This window comes from uncultured Chryseobacterium sp. (assembly GCF_913776365.1).
GTDB lineage: Bacteria > Bacteroidota > Bacteroidia > Flavobacteriales > Weeksellaceae > Chryseobacterium.
Genome location: NZ_CAJYMO010000305.1, coordinates 1 through 17038, shown reverse-complemented (window position 1 = coordinate 17038; position 17038 = coordinate 1). Strand labels below are relative to the sequence as shown.

Annotated in this window: 18 protein-coding genes and 1 other RNA gene; 9 read left to right on the top strand and 10 right to left on the bottom strand. The window is 43.8% G+C overall.

What is annotated here, in order from left to right; translation table 11 throughout:
* Positions 1-60: 60 nt before the first annotated feature.
* Both QZ735_RS15775 and QZ735_RS15770 read right to left on the bottom strand, forming a co-directional pair.
* Entirely contained in the window at positions 61-735 is a 675-nt protein-coding gene (locus QZ735_RS15775) for a beta-carotene 15,15'-monooxygenase (protein WP_294250304.1), read from the bottom strand.
* A complete protein-coding gene (locus QZ735_RS15770; protein ID WP_294250302.1) occupies positions 728-1219 on the bottom strand; it encodes a sigma-70 family RNA polymerase sigma factor in 492 nt (163 codons plus the stop codon). The genes QZ735_RS15775 and QZ735_RS15770 overlap by 8 nt, the downstream gene beginning before the upstream one ends.
* Positions 1220-1663: 444 nt before the next feature.
* Here QZ735_RS15770 and rnpB point away from each other — a divergent pair.
* An RNA gene (gene rnpB / locus QZ735_RS15765) (RNase P RNA component class A) lies at positions 1664-1996 on the top strand.
* Positions 1997-2061: 65 nt separating this feature from the next.
* On the opposite strand, the gene QZ735_RS15760 is transcribed toward rnpB, so the two are convergent.
* Positions 2062-2931 (bottom strand): polyphosphate kinase 2 family protein, encoded by an 870-nt coding sequence (locus QZ735_RS15760; protein WP_294250300.1) that lies wholly within the window; start codon positions 2929-2931, stop codon positions 2062-2064.
* Positions 2932-3155: 224 nt separating this feature from the next.
* Positions 3156-3623, bottom strand: coding sequence for a DUF1573 domain-containing protein (locus QZ735_RS15755; protein WP_294250298.1), 468 nt, complete (start codon positions 3621-3623; stop codon positions 3156-3158).
* A gap of 128 nt (positions 3624-3751) precedes the next feature.
* Between QZ735_RS15755 and QZ735_RS15750 the strand changes: the two genes are divergently transcribed.
* From QZ735_RS15750 to QZ735_RS15720, 7 genes are all read left to right on the top strand, one after another.
* Positions 3752-6367, top strand: coding sequence for a valine--tRNA ligase (locus tag QZ735_RS15750; RefSeq protein WP_294250296.1), 2616 nt, complete (start codon positions 3752-3754; stop codon positions 6365-6367).
* A gap of 79 nt (positions 6368-6446) precedes the next feature.
* A complete protein-coding gene (locus QZ735_RS15745) occupies positions 6447-6635 on the top strand; it encodes a hypothetical protein (RefSeq protein ID WP_294250294.1) in 189 nt (62 codons plus the stop codon).
* Positions 6632-7267, top strand: coding sequence for a DUF4241 domain-containing protein (locus tag QZ735_RS15740; RefSeq protein ID WP_294250292.1), 636 nt, complete (start codon positions 6632-6634; stop codon positions 7265-7267). The genes QZ735_RS15745 and QZ735_RS15740 overlap by 4 nt, the downstream gene beginning before the upstream one ends.
* An 85-nt stretch (positions 7268-7352) precedes the next feature.
* Complete coding sequence (locus QZ735_RS15735) at positions 7353-8240, top strand: ribokinase (RefSeq protein WP_294250290.1); 888 nt, start codon at positions 7353-7355, stop codon at positions 8238-8240.
* Between the two features lie 87 nt (positions 8241-8327).
* Positions 8328-9164 (top strand): alpha/beta fold hydrolase, encoded by an 837-nt coding sequence (locus QZ735_RS15730; protein WP_294250288.1) that lies wholly within the window; start codon positions 8328-8330, stop codon positions 9162-9164.
* A 3-nt stretch (positions 9165-9167) separates the two neighbouring features.
* Positions 9168-9812, top strand: coding sequence for an HD domain-containing protein (locus tag QZ735_RS15725; protein ID WP_294250286.1), 645 nt, complete (start codon positions 9168-9170; stop codon positions 9810-9812).
* A 227-nt stretch (positions 9813-10039) separates the two neighbouring features.
* Positions 10040-10630, top strand: a complete 591-nt coding sequence (locus QZ735_RS15720) for a hypothetical protein (protein ID WP_294250284.1) — start codon at positions 10040-10042, stop codon at positions 10628-10630.
* Positions 10631-10684: 54 nt separating this feature from the next.
* Here the strand turns inward: QZ735_RS15720 and QZ735_RS15715 are convergent, their stop codons facing one another.
* The 6 genes from QZ735_RS15715 to QZ735_RS15690 form a co-directional block, all read right to left on the bottom strand.
* Positions 10685-10915, bottom strand: a complete 231-nt coding sequence (locus tag QZ735_RS15715; protein ID WP_294250282.1) for a hypothetical protein — start codon at positions 10913-10915, stop codon at positions 10685-10687.
* A 201-nt stretch (positions 10916-11116) separates the two neighbouring features.
* Complete coding sequence (locus QZ735_RS15710; RefSeq protein WP_294250279.1) at positions 11117-12007, bottom strand: DUF72 domain-containing protein; 891 nt, start codon at positions 12005-12007, stop codon at positions 11117-11119.
* Between the two features lie 87 nt (positions 12008-12094).
* Positions 12095-12295, bottom strand: a complete 201-nt coding sequence (locus QZ735_RS15705) for a helix-turn-helix transcriptional regulator (protein ID WP_294250277.1) — start codon at positions 12293-12295, stop codon at positions 12095-12097.
* A complete protein-coding gene (locus QZ735_RS15700; RefSeq protein ID WP_294250276.1) occupies positions 12292-12747 on the bottom strand; it encodes a hypothetical protein in 456 nt (151 codons plus the stop codon). Before QZ735_RS15700 ends, QZ735_RS15705 begins: the two co-directional genes overlap by 4 nt.
* A gap of 126 nt (positions 12748-12873) precedes the next feature.
* Positions 12874-14532, bottom strand: a complete 1659-nt coding sequence (locus QZ735_RS15695; protein ID WP_294250340.1) for a ribonucleoside-diphosphate reductase subunit alpha — start codon at positions 14530-14532, stop codon at positions 12874-12876.
* 220 nt (positions 14533-14752) lie between these two features.
* Positions 14753-15727: a ribonucleotide-diphosphate reductase subunit beta gene (locus QZ735_RS15690; protein WP_294250274.1), complete on the bottom strand. Its 975-nt coding sequence runs from the start codon at positions 15725-15727 to the stop codon at positions 14753-14755.
* Between the two features lie 428 nt (positions 15728-16155).
* On the opposite strand from QZ735_RS15690, the gene QZ735_RS15685 reads away from it, so the two are divergent.
* Positions 16156-16845 carry an ABC transporter ATP-binding protein gene (locus QZ735_RS15685; protein WP_294250272.1) on the top strand — a complete coding sequence of 230 codons (690 nt, stop codon included), beginning with the start codon at positions 16156-16158 and terminating at the stop codon, positions 16843-16845.
* The last annotated feature ends 193 nt before the right edge of the window (positions 16846-17038 follow it).

Genomic DNA, 17038 nt, shown 5'->3' with positions numbered 1-17038 from the left:
CCGTAAAACATTTTTGATATGATAAAATTAATGATTATATCGTAAACCCATGCCTTCAGCTCAGACTTCCTGCGCTTCTATTTCTTTCAGTTGGGTAAGGTTCCGGTCGAGTTTTTTAATGATAATCCCATATACCACCCTGTAATACAGCCAGACCATAACAACTGTGAATACGGTACTTATCACAATACCAGTGATAAAGCCTGCAAGGGTAGTGTTGGTAAGTTCTATATTCTGGGTATTGAGAATATAAACGACAAAAACCGTAAAGATGGAGGTGAATATGACCAGAAGAACAATGTTGATCAGGATAAAAGCATTCACCGTCTTTTTGAACTGGATGATTTTGAGAATGAATTTTTTCAGGTTTTCTTCAATCCTGATTTCTTTATAGTTCCGGTAAAATCGGTACACGAAATAGGCGGTAACGGATAGACTCATGATTTTAAGAATCAGGTAAATGGCATCAAATGCAGTTTCCATTTCCCGGGTCTGCCGTACGCCCAGTTTTTCGAGAATATTGAGGAATGAATTCGGCTCTTTTCCCTGTATGATATAAAAAAGGCCGATCAGGGTAAAACACAGGAATTCTGCTACGCTGATCCAGAAAATATATTTTACATAATTCCGTGATTTCCTGTTGAGCATCTGAAGGATCTCACTGCTGCCGTATTTCTGCTGAACAGGTTGTTCCTGCCATGTTTTCTTAAAGCTGTCTAAATCGAATTCAGGCATATTTTTCCATCTGTTCTTTAAGGGTTTTCTTCAGTCTGTTCATTTTCACGCGGGCATTGACTTCGGTAATACCCAGGTTTTCTGCTATATCCCTGTATGGCAAGTCATCCAGGTACATCATCACGATAGCCCGCTCTATATTGGGAAGGGTCTTTATTACCGTATACAAAAGGGATACCTGCTGGTGTTTTTCATCATCATCCTCTATATAATCTGCATGGTTGATGTCCAGCTCGTTGGTGGGCAGGCTTTTGCTCTTTTTCCGGAACAGGGTAATGGCAGTATTCAGGGCCACGCGGTACATCCAGGTAGAGATTTTGGAATTGCCTTTGAAAGAATCGTAGCTTCTCCACAGCTGAAGAACAATCTCCTGAAAAAGATCTTCCTCATCTTCCAGCGAATTGGTATACAGCCGCGAAACCTTGATAATCAGTCCCTGATTATCCTTGATAAGCTGCGCAAATTCCTTTTCCTTTGAAGCCAATACGGTTGAATAAATAGTTGTACGAAGATAAAAAAATTAATCTAACAATAGGATAATATACCAATATAACGATGTAACAATATACCGGTGTAACAATGTAACGATGTAACAATATACCGGTGTAACAATATAACAATATATAATAGTGTAGTAATATAACAATGTACCGGTATAAAAATCCAATAATACAATAATTCAATAAGCTGATGGTGCAGCAATGAACCAGGATTATAACGATGTACAATAATTTGTTACATGTATTATATTATTTTTATACTATCAAACTGATAATTGTCACATTGGTATATCCAGGTGTTTTATTGTATCACTATACTGTTACATTAGTACATTGTTATATTACTACATTGTTACATCAGTACATTAGCACCATTGTTACATTGTTACATTAGTACATTGTTACATTAAATCGTATCTTTGCACTCACGAGAAAATCGGCCTGTTGATTTCCCGTTTTTCGGGAGGTAGGAAAGTCCGGACACCATAGGGCAGCAAAGCGGATAACATCCGTCACCCGTGAGGGTAGGACCAGTGCAACAGAAAGAATGTACAGTCCGGCTGTAGTGAAACCAGGTAAACTCTTTGTGGTGCAATGGTAAGTATATCGGTTCTTTTCAGCGATGAAAATAGGGGCGGCCCGTCCTGAAAGCCGAGGGGTAATCAGCTCAAGCACTGCAGCAATGCATTGCGCAGATAAATAACAGGCATCCTGTTGTCCGCAACAGGATACAGAATCCGGCTTACAGATTTTCTCGTGTTTTTATGCTGAAAGCATTCAGCAGACGGTTGACGTTACTGTATGCCGGTTTTTATTCAATTTTTTCCTATTCTTTCTCCAGCTGTTTTTTTGCTGCTTGTAAATCTTTCCGGTCTTCCTCAGAAAGCTGCGGATATTGCAGGTCCATTTTTTCAAGGGTATCGATGATGATCTGTATCGCAGCCAGTCTGGCAAACCATTTGTTGTCGGCAGGAAGTACATACCAGGGTGCATCGTCTTTTGATGTCTCATTGATGGCGGTCTCATAGCATTCCATATACCGGTCAAACAAAGCACGCTCCGGAAGATCGGCAGAAGAAAATTTCCAGTTTTTTTCCTCTTCGTCAATCCGGGCAATCAGTCTTTTCTTCTGTTCATCTTTGGAAACGTGCAGAAAAATTTTAACGATGGTGGTGCCGTTCCTGGAAAGATGTTTTTCGAAGTCACGGATGCTTTCATAGCGGTTTTTCCAGAACTGATCATCAAAGTCCTCTATGGAGTTCCAGGTTTTCTCGCTCAGATTATATTCGGGATGAACTTTACAGACGAGCACGCTTTCATAATGGGAGCGGTTGAAGATACCGATCATTCCTTTCTGCGGCAGGGACAGGTAATGCCTCCAAAGAAAATCATGGGCATATTCTTTGGAACTCGGTGTTTTGAAACTGGTAACGTTACAGCCCTGAGGATTAACGCCGCCGAAGACATGCTCGATCATGCTGTCTTTTCCTGCAGCATCCATGGCCTGCAGTACCACCAGCAGCGACTGGCTGCCGTCTGCATACAGCTTTTCCTGAAGGGCACGCAATTTTTCCTGTTCCTGAGCGAGCAGCTGTATTCCTTCCTCTTTTGTCAGCTTACCTTTATAAGCGGTAGATGCCTTTTTGATTGAAAATTTTCCTTTTACTAAGAAATCGTCTGATAAATCGGTATTCATATTTTTATGGTAATAGCGGGTTATGAATGTTAATTCCGGCCATGCAGCTTCAGGAGGCTTTTACATCCTGATCAGGGTAAAGTCTTTTCCTTACGCCATTGCGGATTATACCTAAAGTCACATCCAATCCGATGCCGTATCCGCTGGTTGACTGCCTGCCTGTTCATTAAATATAATAAAAAAACCGTCTCAAAGGAGACGGTTTCTTTATTTTTTAGTAGAGATTACTTTGCAACAGCTACTTTTTTAGCCTGTTTTGCGGCTTTCTTGTCAGCTTTTGCCTTTGCTTTGATCTCTTCAGGAGTTAACGGCTTAGGCTCAGGAGCGTTGGCGTCTACATTACCTTTGATGTAAATAACGCTTCTGCTGTTAGCAGGGTCATTAGAGAATACTTCGATCATCTTGTTGAACTGCCCGTTGATCCCTGTATTGTATCCTACTTTGATTTTGGCATTTTTTCCAGGCATGATCGGATCTGTGCTCCATTCAGGAGTTGTACATCCGCAAGATGCTTTTACGTTGGAAAGTACCAATGGCTTATCTCCGGTATTGGTTACCGTAAAGAATCTTGTACCATCTGAACTCGGCTTGATCGTCCCGTAATCGAAAGTCGTCTTATCAAATGTGATCGTTTGTGCAGATGCCAATGCGAAAGTTCCGAATAATGCAATTCCTGCAATTAATTTTTTCATATTCTTGAATGTTAAATATGTTGTTAGATAAATTTTGAGAAACAAAGTTAAAAATTATTTTAATTCATACTCAAAATTTTTTTTCTTTAGACTATTTTTGCAAATTGTAAGTTAAAGAAACAGAATTTATGCAGATTTCAGAAAAGTACAATCCACAGGAAACAGAGCAGAAGTGGTATGATTACTGGATGGAAAACAAATATTTCCACTCCGAACCCAATGATAAGCCGCCGTACACTGTCGTCATTCCTCCGCCGAATGTAACGGGGATTTTGCACATGGGACATATGCTTAATAATACCATTCAGGATGTTCTGGTACGCCGTGCCAGGATGCAGGGCTTCAATGCCTGCTGGATTCCGGGGACAGACCATGCTTCCATTGCTACGGAAGCCAAGGTGGTGGCCAAACTGAAGTCTGAAGGAATCAGCAAAGCGGATATTTCCCGCGAAGAATTCCTGAAACATGCCTGGGAATGGACCGATAAATACGGAGGAACCATTCTGGAACAGCTGAAAAAACTGGGATGCTCCTGCGACTGGGACAGAACCCGATTCACGATGGAGGAGTCACTTTCACAACAGGTCATCAGATCTTTCGTTGACCTTTACAACAAAGGCCTGATTTACCGTGGATACAGAATGGTGAACTGGGATCCGGAAGCCAAAACCAATATCTCCGATGAAGAAGTAATCTTCAAGGAACAGAACGGGAAATTATATTTCCTTAAATATGCCGTGGAAGGATCTGAAGAATTCCTTTCGGTAGCGACTACCCGTCCGGAAACCATTTTCGGTGATACGGCCATCTGCATCAATCCGAATGATGAAAGGTATGCCCATCTGAAAGGGAAAAAAGTAATCGTACCGATCGTAAACAGGGTAATACCGGTAATCGAGGACGAATATGTGGATATCGAATTCGGAACAGGAGCGCTAAAGATCACGCCGGCGCACGACGTGAACGATTATGAAATTGGCCAGAAGCATAACCTGCCGATGATCGATGCGCTGGATGACGACGGAAACCTGAACGATTACGGGCTGCATTATGCCGGGAAGAACCGCTTCGAGGTAAGAAAACAGATCGCAAAGGAATTAGAAGAACAGGGCCTTTTGCTGAAAGCGGAAGATTATGTAAATAAAGTAGGAACCTCGGAAAGGACAGGTGCTGTCATCGAACCTAAAGTTTCAGTGCAGTGGTTCCTGAAAATGTCTGAAATTGCTAAGCCTGCACTGGATGTCGTAATGGACGATGAGGTAAAATTCTATCCTGAAAAGTTTAAGAATACCTATAAATACTGGATGGAAAATATCCGCGACTGGAATATTTCCCGCCAGCTTTGGTGGGGACAGCAGATTCCGGCCTATTATTACGGGGAAGGCGAAAATGACTTCGTTGTTGCTGAAACCGCTGAAGAGGCCCTGGAACTTGCAAGGCAGAAAACAGGAAACAGCCAGCTGACTGCCGGCAACCTGAAGCAGGATGAAGATGCGCTGGATACATGGTTTTCTTCATGGCTCTGGCCAATGTCGGTTTTTGACGGATTGCTGGATCCTGATAATAAAGATATCAATTATTATTACCCGACTTCAGACCTGGTAACCGGTCCGGATATTATTTTCTTCTGGGTAGCCCGGATGATTATGGCCGGCCTGGAATACAGGAAAGAAGTGCCGTTCAAAAATGTTTATTTCACCGGGATCGTGAGGGATAAGCAGAGAAGGAAAATGTCAAAATCCTTGGGCAATTCCCCGGATCCGCTGGAGCTGATGGACAAATACGGGGCAGATGGCGTACGTGTAGGAATTCTCTTGAGTTCCGCAGCCGGGAACGACCTGCTTTTCGATGAAGACCTGATGCTACAGGGAAGAAATTTCATGACGAAAATCTGGAATGCCTTCCGTCTGATGAATATGTGGAACCACGAAGACAAACCTGCCAATGATGCGGAAAACCAGGCTATTGAATGGTTTGGAAACAAACTGAACAAAACCATTGCTGAAATCAATGACCAATTTGATAAATTCAGGATATCCGATGCCCTTCATCTGGTTTATAAACTCATCTGGGACGACTTCTGCGGCCTGTACCTCGAAGCTGTCAAGCCGAACTACGGCGAAGGGATCTCTAAAGAAGTCTACCACAAGACCATTGGGCTGTTTGAAGAGCTCATGAAGCTGGTGCATCCGTTTCTCCCTTTCCAGTCAGAGGAAGTATGGCAGCTGATTGCGGAAAGGAAAACCGGTGAAGCCCTCATCATTGCCCAGCAGAAAAAAGCGGAAGCCTTTGATGAAACCGTTATCAAAAATTTTGAGACGGCGGCAGAACTGATTTCAGGAGTGCGGAATTACCGCCAGACCAAAGGGGTTTCTCCGAAGGAAAGGGTTGAAATCTATACCAATGCCTCAGTGTTTTCCAATGAAGCGGTTCTCAGGAAGCTGGCCAATGTATCAGAAATTCATTTCAATGCAAAAACGGACAAGCCGAGCTTTACCTTCCTGGTAGGAACAACGGAAGTTTCCATTCCCCTGAGTGAAAACCTGGATCTGGGAGAAGAGAAAAAGAAAACCGAAGAAGAGCTGAAGTATCTGAAAGGTTTCCTCATTTCGGTTGATAAGAAGCTTTCCAATGAAAAGTTTGTAGCCAATGCAAAACCGGAAGTGGTTGAGGGAGAACGCAAAAAACAGAAGGATGCGCAGGACAAAATCGCTATCCTTGAAGAAAAGCTGAAAAGCTTATAACATCTGATATGCCCGGAGTTTGATCAGTGAGCAGTGCATCACTGGCAATCATCCGGAACAGATGAAAAATAAATGATTCATGAAAGAAGACTTGCTGAGCCGGTCTTCTTTTGTGGATATAACGGAAGATAATGCCGGTGCCAATGGCGGAAAACTACTGCAAATGAATGCTATAAAAGAAGTCAGCACCTGCCCCGTTATGAAAGCCGGAGCGCATCAGACACCAAAGATCCGGCGGCCGGATGCCGGAATAACTACAGAGACATGACACATTTAGAAAATATAAAAAAGCTGTTCTCCAGGAATTTTGTGGAAAGCCCATTACTGGAAAGCTTTGAAGTAGGTAAGATTTATCTTGCAAGCGGCAGGCTGGTGGCCTGCGATCCTGTAATTACAAGTGATATGCAGCCGTTCACTGCCGTATTCCCGAAAGGCGACTTTACAGTACTGCTGCATAAAGAAAGGGAAAGCAATTGTGTAGCCTATGCGGAAATTGTCTTCAGTACTGCTGAAATCACCCGTTGGGAACTGGCTACTACCCAGGGACAGAACATAAAGGATCTTGCGGAAGGCGAGGTCTTCGGATATCCTGCGGAAAGCGGGATGGGATGCTTTATGGATGCTGAAACCCAGCACAGCCTCAATGAGCTTGAACAGAAGCTTTACCGTCGGAAAGGGGATGATTTTATGGGGATTTACGAAGAATTTTTTCATGAACATTTCTTTGACGAAGAGGGCGCAATCGATCAGTATGCATTTCTAAAACCCGCAGAGGATAAGCCTGGAACCATTTTTGCCTTTGAAACCGGATATGGTGAAGGGTTTTATGCAAGCTATATTGCTTTTGACAAAACCGGTACTCCTGTAAAGGCGGTAACCGAGTTTATTGAAATTAGTTAATAAACGTTAATTGTTTTTGAAACCTGTCTGCCGGATTATACATTTGTAATGATCTGATATCAAATAATAAACTAATATAAACACAATGAGATTTTCATCAGAACAGCCCAAGATTATCGTTGTAGGAAGCTCATCGATCGATCTTGTCTTAGAAACGGAAAAAGTCCCGTGCGGAAACGAAACCGTGATTGCAAGCAACTCGGAAAGTTACTTTGGCGGAAAAGGTGCCAATCAGGCCGTAGGGACAGCCAGGCTGGGAGCCAGCGTATACTTTATAGGCTGTGTGGGGATGGATCCTCTCGGTCAGCAGATCATGCGGAATATGGTCAGCGAAAACGTAAATGTAGGTTTTGTCTTTGAAACCGACAGTGATGCTACAGGTACGGCGTATGTTACTACTTCAGAAGGAAATGCTGCCATTGTGGTGGTTCCTGCAGCCAACAATTATCTGAGCCTTGAGCATGTGGAAGCGGCTGATAAGTATTTCCACACAGCAGACCTGGTGCTGCTCCAGCTCGAGGTTTCCATGAAAGTAGTAGAGTATACCGTTAACAAAGCTAAAAAGTATGGTAAGAAAGTCGGTCTCTATGCTTCACCTGCACAGCCGCTGAGCCGGGAAATACTGGAAAAGGTAGACTTTATCATTGTAAAGAGCAGCGAATTGCATATCGTCTTCGGCGAAGAACAGCGGGAAGAAATTCTTAAGAAGTATGTCAATAAACTGTTTGTACGTGATGATGTAAATTCTACGGTGTATTTCGATGGTACGGAAATGAAGTATTGCAGGAATGACCGGGATAAGACCGTGTACAAAATGGGAATGGGTGATGCTTTTACTGCAGGGTTTTCCATCGCCTTATGCCACAACAACAGTATTGAGGACTGTGTGAATTTCGGCAACGAAGTTTCGGCAAGGGTATCCGGAAAAAAAGGTTCCCAGACAGGGCTTCCGCGGGTATCCGATTTTATGTAAGTTATTTATGGCATACTGAAAAACACTGATCCGATAGATTATCCACTGTGAATTTTCCAATTTTACAGTGGATTTTTGTTTACGGATATGGAAAAACTGATGCTCGGCTCTGCACATGCCCGGATAACGGCCCATATTTTTTATCCTGAAAAAGATAATAAAAAAATCCTGCTGATCAATTCCGCAACCGGAGTAAAACAGCAGGTGTATTTTTCTTTTGCCCGGTATTTTGCGGAAAAAGGATTCACTGTTATGACCTATGATTATCTCGGAATAGGGCTTTCAAAACCGGCTGACCTTAAAAGCTGTGCTGCGTCAATGAGAACCTGGGGAACTGAAGATTACAGGGCGGTAACAGATTATATTAAAACGGCATTTCCGGAATACAGGAAATACTGCCTTGGACATTCTGTAGGAGCCCTGATCATGGGAATGAATAAGGATTCCCTCATTTTCAGAAAACTGATCTTTGTGGCTACCCAGGACGCATTCATCGGAAACCTGCCCGTAAGGGCAAAGTGGGAGGCCTTCTTCGGCTTCGGTATTCTTCAGCCTCTCATTACTGCTGCTCTGGGATATTTCCCGGCCAACCGTTTCGGACTGGGAGAAAGTCTTCCGAAAAATTGTGCATCTGACTGGAGAACCTTAATTTTAAACAGCAAATCTACCAATGCCTTACTGAAAAAGACCGCTGATTACTCTAAGGAGCTCACACAGAAAGCATTGGTGGTCTGGGCCGAAGATGATGGGTGGCTGACTGAAAAAGGGGTAAAGAGGCTGTTGGAAACTACATATCCATATCTGCAGCCTGTATACAGGCTGATCATGAAAAAGGAGTCGGATCTGAGCAGTATCGGGCATGTCAACTTTTTCAGAAGCTATAACAAAAAACTCTGGGCCTTTATTTTAAATGAATTAAATTGACCAATGAATAATCTTATCGCAGACACTGCAGCATTTGTAAAAGAAAAACTGAGAGGGGCAGAAGCCGGACACGACTGGTATCATATCGAAAGGGTATGGAAGCTCTCCGTAAGGATTGCTGAAAAAGAGCCGTGCAACCGGGAAGTAGTGGAACTGGCTGCTCTGCTGCATGATATTGCCGATCCTAAGTTCCATAATGGTGACGAAACCCTTGCCCTTACAGTTTCCCGGGAGTTTCTGGAAAGCCGCAATGCTCCGGAAGAAGTCATAGAGCAGGTAGTGTTTATCATTAAAAATATTTCTTTCAAAAACAGGCATGAAGCCCCGGGTAAGCTCCCGGTAGAACTGATGATCGTACAGGATGCAGACCGGCTGGATGCAATCGGGGCCATCGGGATTGCCAGAACCTTTAATTTCGGAGGGTTTAAGAATAACCCGATGTACGACCCGGAAGTCAGGCCGGACCTTGAAATGTCCAAAGAAAAATACAAAAAATCCAACGGCACCACCATCAACCATTTTTACGAAAAGCTGCTGCTTTTAAAAGACCTCATGAATACGGAACCGGGGAAAAAGATGGCAGAGGAAAGACATCAGTTTATGCTGACTTTCCTTGATGAGTTTTATAAAGAATGGAATGTCAGCTGATACCATGTCTGCTTTTTCTGGAGAAGGGCGGATCCGGCAATCATCATCCTGTTTCAGCCAACCGGTAAAGTAGGGAAACAAAAAGCGGCTGCATGGCCCCGGACTTGATTTCCGGGGCTGTTGCCGGTGATATCGGCTGATGGAAATTTCCCCCTGAGACCTCCTTCTTCCTGCTGGTCAACCGGATTTCTGTACCGGGTTCATATTAAAATAAGTATCTTTGTACTATGGTATTCACAGTTCTGGCTATCTTCTGGGCATCCGTTATCTCTTTATTCCTGTCAAAAGTTAAGAAAGGGAAAGGCGCGGAATGGGCCAAAATTTTTCGCATCGCGACGGTGGTTTTTTCCATTTCTGTTTTTACGTACTGGTTCATTAAAAAAAGTGCGGTGGGAATTGTACAGGATTCCGTAGCGTTGCAGGTTATCAATAAATTGCCGCAGCCTCTGGATTTTTATGTAGTGACCCTGAATGATGAAGAAGTCGGGAAAGTAAATGAAACCAGGCATATCGGCAAGGTTCGTCCCGAATATTACCGTATTGAATACCTTAAAATGGATAAGTCCGACGAATACTGGATTGCAGGTTATCTCGGGAAAAAAAATCTGGTCTATTTCTCACAGCATTCCATTCCCAACAAAAATATAGATCAGATTATCGAGGTCAGGAACTATATCAATCAGAGCGTAAAGCTTTCCGAGCTTGCCAAAAAGCAGATTGAGGAATACAGCTATGAAAATATGAAAACCGGGATCTGGATCACCCTGGATTTCCTGCTGCTCTTTCTTAATCTGGTGTTGCTGATTAAAAGAAAATAAAAAATCCGGCCTGATCATCAGGCCGGATTTTTTGTGAATTAAATCAGATTGCCATTAAGGATAATCCAGAATAATCATGATCCTTTCCTTGCATTCTTCAGGACAATTCCTGATGATACGGTCTTTGTTCATCTTGCTGATTTTTTTTGCCTCGAGCCATTCGGAATTTTCGGCTTCCAGATGTTGCTGATCAGAGATCCTTTTAATGGTCTCATTCTCATAAAAGACATAGGCGTCAGCCGGGGATCCGGCTGAGATACTGATTGTACAAATTTCTTTTTCCATTTTGTTTATTTAAGATGGGCTTACGCCCGTTATTCATCACAGTTATCGATGCTTCTAAAATACTCATTTTTTCAATAGGTGGTGAAATTTTAGATGTAATTCATTGTTATGGTTTAGAAAATGAATTATATTCTGCCATAAATAATTATGGATATGTGGTATGTCACATATCCATATCCGGTATTGAAAAATATTTAATCCCTAAAAAAGCGATCCTGTCCCTTCCGTTGCCATTTTTGGTGAGTGAAGATCAGTTTTCCAGGTACTATTGATGTTGCGGATGAAATAATCGAAAAGAAGGGGAGAGTCAGCTTCGATATCTTGGTGGATGAAAAAGCTGAGGTTTCGCAGTCCCTGCTCCTTCCATAAGGTCAGCCGCCTGATCCAGTCGTCGAGCCTTTCATAATCGGTTTCATTATTGGTTGCCACGTAACGGATAAAAGCGTCCGGCGTAGTAAGGCGCATATGAAGTACATCCCGCCTGCCCGCCGTATCTACAAGGATCATCGTGATGTGATGCTGTTCAAAAAGCCGGGCTGCTTTGCTGAAGGCCTCTGCATCGGCAAACCATTCCTCATTTCTGAGCTCTATGGCCAGCGGAATCTCTGCCGGCCAGTCCCTTACGAATTTTTCGAGGCGTGCGTAATCCTGGGACCTGAAGTTATCATGGAGCTGGAGAAAGACCGTTCCCAGCTGTTCCCCGAAATTCATAACGGAAGTCGCAAACTGGGTCACTGCATCCGTAACGTCCGTCAGCCTCCTGAAATGGGAAATGGTATTCGGGACTTTCGGAAAAAAAGTGAAGCCCGGAGGCGTTTTGTTTTTCCAGATCTGTATCTGCTCCGGAGAAGGCATTCCGTAGAACGTGGCATTCAGCTCGATTGAATTGAACTGGGTAGCATAATATTTCAGCTCGTCTTTGGTACCTTTGGGATAAAATGCCTTCAGGTCAGACCGGGTCCATTTTGCACATCCTACGGAAATTCTTCCCAGGCCCTTCGTATTTTGCCTGAGTATACTTTCCGTATCCGGATGGTCGCCCGGCAGGGTAAAATCTATATGGGAAGAATCCTCCAGTTTTCCGAATTTCATTGCTGGCTTTTTGTGGTATTCTTTTAACAAAAATAAGACCAAATAAATAAAGATCCTGGCTGCTCATCAGCAGTGTCCCCGGGGACATCAGTCATCCTGCTCCAGTTCAAAAATATTTTCCACTTTTTTATTGAAATATCTTGCGATCTTGAGTGCCAGAACGGTAGAAGGTACATATTTTCCGGCTTCCATAGCATTGATGGTCTGTCTTGAAACCCCTATGGCACGGGCCAGCTCTTCCTGGGTGATGCTTTTTACGGCTCTTTCAACTTTAAGGGTGTTTTTCATCTTTTCAGCAACAGGTAATTAAATCTGAATACGTAGAGCACCAGAGGCAGGAACAGGGTAATTATCATAATGCTGAAGAAAAAGTACCCGAATACCGTGACCAGCAGCAGGAGAACGACAGAATAGGTAACGACAAGGCTCCAGAAGACAGATTTCAGACGCAGGCTTGCAATATACTCGTCTTCAATGTGCTCCCTGGAACATCCGGTAAGAAGTCCGCCGATGATGATCAGGATGCCGAAAAGATTCGGGAAAATGGCAATTTCCGTAGAGACAAATACTCCGGTTTCTTCACTGCTCAGCGGAAATCCGGAATTGTAGAAGACAGGTAATGAAACTTCAGGGAAACTGATAAGATGGGTAAGGGAAAGGATACCCAACAGCAATGAAGGGATAAAAATGAACCAGCCCGTTCTTTTGAATGAGTGAGGTAAAAGGGATAACGTTTTCATTGGTAAAATTTTTTAATGGTTCAAATGTAATAAATATTTTACAAAATGTAAAATTTACTTTACTTTTTAATGATCAAAAAAGCCACAATATAAAAATTGTGGCCTTTATAAGTATTTTAATCCGGATTATGCTTCACATGCAGTACATGTTACGAAGTTCACCATCATTTCCTTTGAAACGGAAGAGCTTCTCTGATAGTACAGGGTCTTCACTCCTTTTTTCCATGCTTCGATATAAAGATAATTTACATCCTTTACCGGCATTGTAGACGGAATCTGAAGGTTCAGCGATTGTGCCTGGTCGATATATTGCTGTCTTTGAGCAGCCTGGGAAATAATTTCCATCGGCGAAATTTCCTTGAACGTCTTGAATACCGCTTTCTCTTCATCGGTAAGCTCCTTCAGGTGTTGTACGGAACCGTGGTTCAGCATAATGGTTCTCCAGGTTTCCTCGTTGTCAAGTCCTTTCTCTTCCAGAAGTTTTGCCAGGTACTTGTTCTTACGCATAAAGTTTCCTTTGGCAAGTCCGGCCTTGTAATAATTGGAAGCAAAAGGCTCGATTCCCGGTGAAGTCTGGCCCAGGATCGCAGAGCTGGAAGTGGTAGGAGCGATTGCCATGGTAGTGGTATTTCTCAGTCCGTATCCTTTCAGCAGTTCCGGTTCCCCGTAAATATTGGCCAGTTCCCTGGAAGCCAGCTCAGACTGTTCTTTGATACGCCTGAAAGCCCTCGCGTTGAACTGGGTAGCCTCGAAGCTTTCAAAAGGGATCATGTTCTTCTGAAGATACGAATGGTATCCCAGCACGCCAAGGCCTAATGCCCTGTGCCGCATGGCGAAGTTTCTCGCGCCCTGAAGGTAATAGTTCCCTTCCGTCTTGTCAATAAATTCGGTTAAAACCGCATCCAGGAAATAAACGGCGAGCTTCACCGCATCCGTATCTTTCCATTCATCATACAGTTCGAGGTTCATTGAAGATAAGCAGCAGATGAAAGACTCTTCCCGGGTGGAAGGAAGCATGATTTCGGAGCACAGGTTGCTGGCATTTACCGTCAGTCCGAGATCTTTGTAGACCTGAGGCTTGTTGCGGTTTACATTATCGGTAAAGAAAATATAAGGCAGTCCTTTCTGCTGGCGGCTTTCCAGTACGCGGGCCCAGACCTTCCGCTTATCCATGTCCCCGTCGATCATGTCCTGCATCCAGTAGTCCGGAACGCAGATTCCCGTAAACAGGTTCTGGATCGGGCTTCCGATGTCTTTAATGGACAGGAACTCTTCAATATCACCGTGGTCTACATCAAGGTAAGCGGCAAAGGCTCCTCTCCGTACACCGCCCTGTGAAACCACGTCCATGGCCGTATCGAACAGCTTCATGAAAGAAACTGCTCCCGAAGACTTTCCGTTGTCGGTTACGGCAGTTCCCCTGTTGCGGAGTTCCCCGAAATAGCCGGATGTCCCGCCCCCGATTTTGGTCTGCATGATCACTTCCCCCATTTTGTGGGTAATGCCTTCGATGCTGTCCGGGATATGGACGTTGAAGCAGGAAATAGGCAGCCCTCGCTGGGTTCCCATATTGGCCCATACCGGCGACGAGAAGCTGATCCACCCTTTGGTGATCATCTCCTTGAAAGCAGGCTGGAGTTCCGGTTTGTATAGTTTTTTGGCAGCTGCCGTGGTAATCCTGTCGATGGCACCTTCCACGGTTTCACCTTTCAGCAGGTAGCCTCTGTTCAGCATCTGCTCAGACTCTTCATTGAGCCACCATATATTTGTATTCTGATCTTCCATTTCTGTATTATATAACTTCGGGTCTTTTTTATTTTTTTCAGGAGCATCGAAGAGGGTTTTTCTCCTCACCCTACTTCCTGCTTTCGCTACTCGCTTTTTTCTTCGGCAAAGAAAAAGAGCTCAGACAGGCCGCTCAATCAGGGCTAAGAACAACGGGCGGTCTCCTCAGCTCTTTTCAGCCGGCAAAATTAATCAAAAGGGATGAATTAAGCCTGAGTTTCTAAAAGAGGTCGTTTGCCGTGATGCTTTTATCGTGTTTGGTATAATCCACCGGTCTTTTGGCAAAGAAATCGTCCATCGAATTGGCGAAAACCTCTTCCTCAAACCATACCATCGGCTTGTACTGCTCGGCAGTTACGTTATAACGCGGATCCATATTGATTTTCTTAAGGCTGTCGTCTACACGGTATTTCATGAAGTTCAGCAGGTCCTCTCTCGAAAATACGCTCAGTTCGCCCAGCTCAAAAATCCAGTCCAGGATTTCACCTTCCAGTTCCACCGACTGGTCCACCAGCGTGTAGATGTCTTCGATATCGGAATCCGTAAGCAGTTCAGGCTGTTCCTCGCGGATTTTATTGATCAGGAAAATCCCCGCATTGGCATGGATCTGCTCATCGATAGAGGTCCAGGCAATGATATTGGATACATTCTTCATGAATCCTTTGAATCTGGTGAAGGAAAGAATAATCGCAAACTGTGAAAACAGCGAAACGTTTTCAATCAGGATGCTGAATAACAGCAGGGAGGAAACATACTCTTTCGGAGTTGCGGAGTTCGCATGTTTCAGTACATTGGAAAGAAAATCGATTCTCTTCTTAACGGCAGGGATTTCCACGACATGGGAAAACTCTTCATTGTATCCCAGGACTTCCAGCAGCCTTGAGTAAGCCTCCGAATGGCGGAATTCGCACTCGGCAAAAGTAGCGCCCAGTCCGTTAAGTTCAGGCTTTGGCAGATGCTGGTACAGGTTTCCCCAGAAGGTTTTCACCGATACCTCGATCTGGGCAATGGCCAGCAGCGCATTTTTCACGGCATGCTTCTCGTGCGGCTCCAGCTGTGAGTGAAAATCCTGTACATCGGCTGTAAAATCCACTTCCGAATGTACCCAGAACGATTTGTTTATGGCCTCTGTAAACTGAAGAACTTCAGGATATTCAAATGGCTTATAACTTACTCTCTTATCAAAAATTCCCATATGTAGAAGGTCTTAAAAATTAAAAATGATGTATCCGGACGAATACGTTAAAAAAGATTCAACAGTTTGATTCTTTACGTCTTACGGACGGAAGGCCCGGTTCCGGAAGACATTGTTTTGTACCTCGCTGTGCATCTACAAAGTTAGAAAACAGGAACTGTATTTGAAAGAGGAAAAGATTAAATGACTGAATTTTAACCCTAAAAGTTTTCCACATTTACATGAACACCGCTCAAATACCGACCTACACGCGATTGTCATCAAAAAATACCGGTTATCAGGAGTTGTGAATTAAACATAGGTTTACAATGCGTTTAAAATCAATTGGTTTTTTATTAAACATGGCTTTATGTAAAGAAATTTTAATTCCTGTAACAAAACGCAGAAACCATCTACTTATTATCTGTAAACATCATATATCTTTAGTCATGCTGGTAATTCAGGATTTACACAAATCGTACGATACGGGAAAAAGCAAGCTTCATGTACTGAAGGGGATCAACCTGAATATTTCCGAAGGTGAATTTGTTTCGATCATGGGAAGCTCAGGTTCCGGAAAATCCACGCTGCTTAACATCATCGGCATCCTGGACGAGAAAGATTCGGGGATTTATGAGCTGGACGGTGTTCCCATCGAGCATCTTTCCGAAGTGAAATCCGCAGAATACAGGAGTAAATTCTTAGGATTCATATTCCAGTCCTTCAACCTGATCGGGTATAAAACAGCACTGGATAATGTTGCCCTTCCGCTCTATTACCAGAACGTACCCCGTAAAGAGCGTGAAAAGAAAGCCCTGGAATATCTTGAAAAAGTAGGACTTGCCCAATGGGCCGGCCATCTTCCGAATGAACTTTCCGGAGGCCAGAAACAAAGGGTGGCCATTGCCCGCGCCCTCATCACCGATCCGAAGGTGGTGCTGGCAGATGAGCCAACGGGAGCTCTGGATTCCAAAACCACACACGACATCATGAAGCTGCTGCAGGATATCAACAATGAAGGAAAAACCATCATTGTCGTAACCCATGAGCCGGATGTGGCAGCACAGACCAAAAGGAATGTTGTCCTCCGCGACGGGATCATCGAGAGCGATGAGTTTATCAGCCAGCTGGTGCTGTGAGAGGTGAACGGTGAGTAGTGAATTTCGCTTGGCGAGTCAATTTTGCTTTGCAAGTCAATTTAAGGGTGCCTTGAGAAATTGACCATTGACCCGCAGGAATTGACCATTGACAAAAAGTGAACGGTGAATTTCGCTCCGCAAGTGAATTTTGCAGTGCAGGTCATTTAAGGGTGCTTAAGAAATTGACCATTGA

What these genes read in the sequence shown, in the direction of transcription:
- QZ735_RS15760 (WP_294250300.1), bottom strand. Translation starts at nt 2,931, where the DNA reads ATGAATACCGATTTATCAGACGATTTCTTAGTAAAAGGAAAATTTTCA.
- QZ735_RS15700 (WP_294250276.1), bottom strand. Translation starts at nt 12,747, where the DNA reads ATGAAAACGTTATCCCTTTTACCTCACTCATTCAAAAGAACGGGCTGG.
- QZ735_RS15745 (WP_294250294.1), top strand. Translation starts at nt 6,447, where the DNA reads ATGAAAGAAGACTTGCTGAGCCGGTCTTCTTTTGTGGATATAACGGAA.
- QZ735_RS15710 (WP_294250279.1), bottom strand. Translation starts at nt 12,007, where the DNA reads ATGAAATTCGGAAAACTGGAGGATTCTTCCCATATAGATTTTACCCTG.
- QZ735_RS15750 (WP_294250296.1), top strand. Translation starts at nt 3,752, where the DNA reads ATGCAGATTTCAGAAAAGTACAATCCACAGGAAACAGAGCAGAAGTGG.
- QZ735_RS15690 (WP_294250274.1), bottom strand. Translation starts at nt 15,727, where the DNA reads ATGGGAATTTTTGATAAGAGAGTAAGTTATAAGCCATTTGAATATCCT.
- QZ735_RS15725 (WP_294250286.1), top strand. Translation starts at nt 9,168, where the DNA reads ATGAATAATCTTATCGCAGACACTGCAGCATTTGTAAAAGAAAAACTG.
- QZ735_RS15685 (WP_294250272.1), top strand. Translation starts at nt 16,156, where the DNA reads ATGCTGGTAATTCAGGATTTACACAAATCGTACGATACGGGAAAAAGC.
- QZ735_RS15695 (WP_294250340.1), bottom strand. Translation starts at nt 14,532, where the DNA reads ATGGAAGATCAGAATACAAATATATGGTGGCTCAATGAAGAGTCTGAG.
- QZ735_RS15715 (WP_294250282.1), bottom strand. Translation starts at nt 10,915, where the DNA reads ATGGAAAAAGAAATTTGTACAATCAGTATCTCAGCCGGATCCCCGGCT.
- QZ735_RS15775 (WP_294250304.1), bottom strand. Translation starts at nt 735, where the DNA reads ATGCCTGAATTCGATTTAGACAGCTTTAAGAAAACATGGCAGGAACAA.
- QZ735_RS15730 (WP_294250288.1), top strand. Translation starts at nt 8,328, where the DNA reads ATGGAAAAACTGATGCTCGGCTCTGCACATGCCCGGATAACGGCCCAT.
- QZ735_RS15740 (WP_294250292.1), top strand. Translation starts at nt 6,632, where the DNA reads ATGACACATTTAGAAAATATAAAAAAGCTGTTCTCCAGGAATTTTGTG.
- QZ735_RS15735 (WP_294250290.1), top strand. Translation starts at nt 7,353, where the DNA reads ATGAGATTTTCATCAGAACAGCCCAAGATTATCGTTGTAGGAAGCTCA.
- QZ735_RS15705 (WP_294250277.1), bottom strand. Translation starts at nt 12,295, where the DNA reads ATGAAAAACACCCTTAAAGTTGAAAGAGCCGTAAAAAGCATCACCCAG.
- QZ735_RS15720 (WP_294250284.1), top strand. Translation starts at nt 10,040, where the DNA reads ATGGTATTCACAGTTCTGGCTATCTTCTGGGCATCCGTTATCTCTTTA.
- QZ735_RS15755 (WP_294250298.1), bottom strand. Translation starts at nt 3,623, where the DNA reads ATGAAAAAATTAATTGCAGGAATTGCATTATTCGGAACTTTCGCATTG.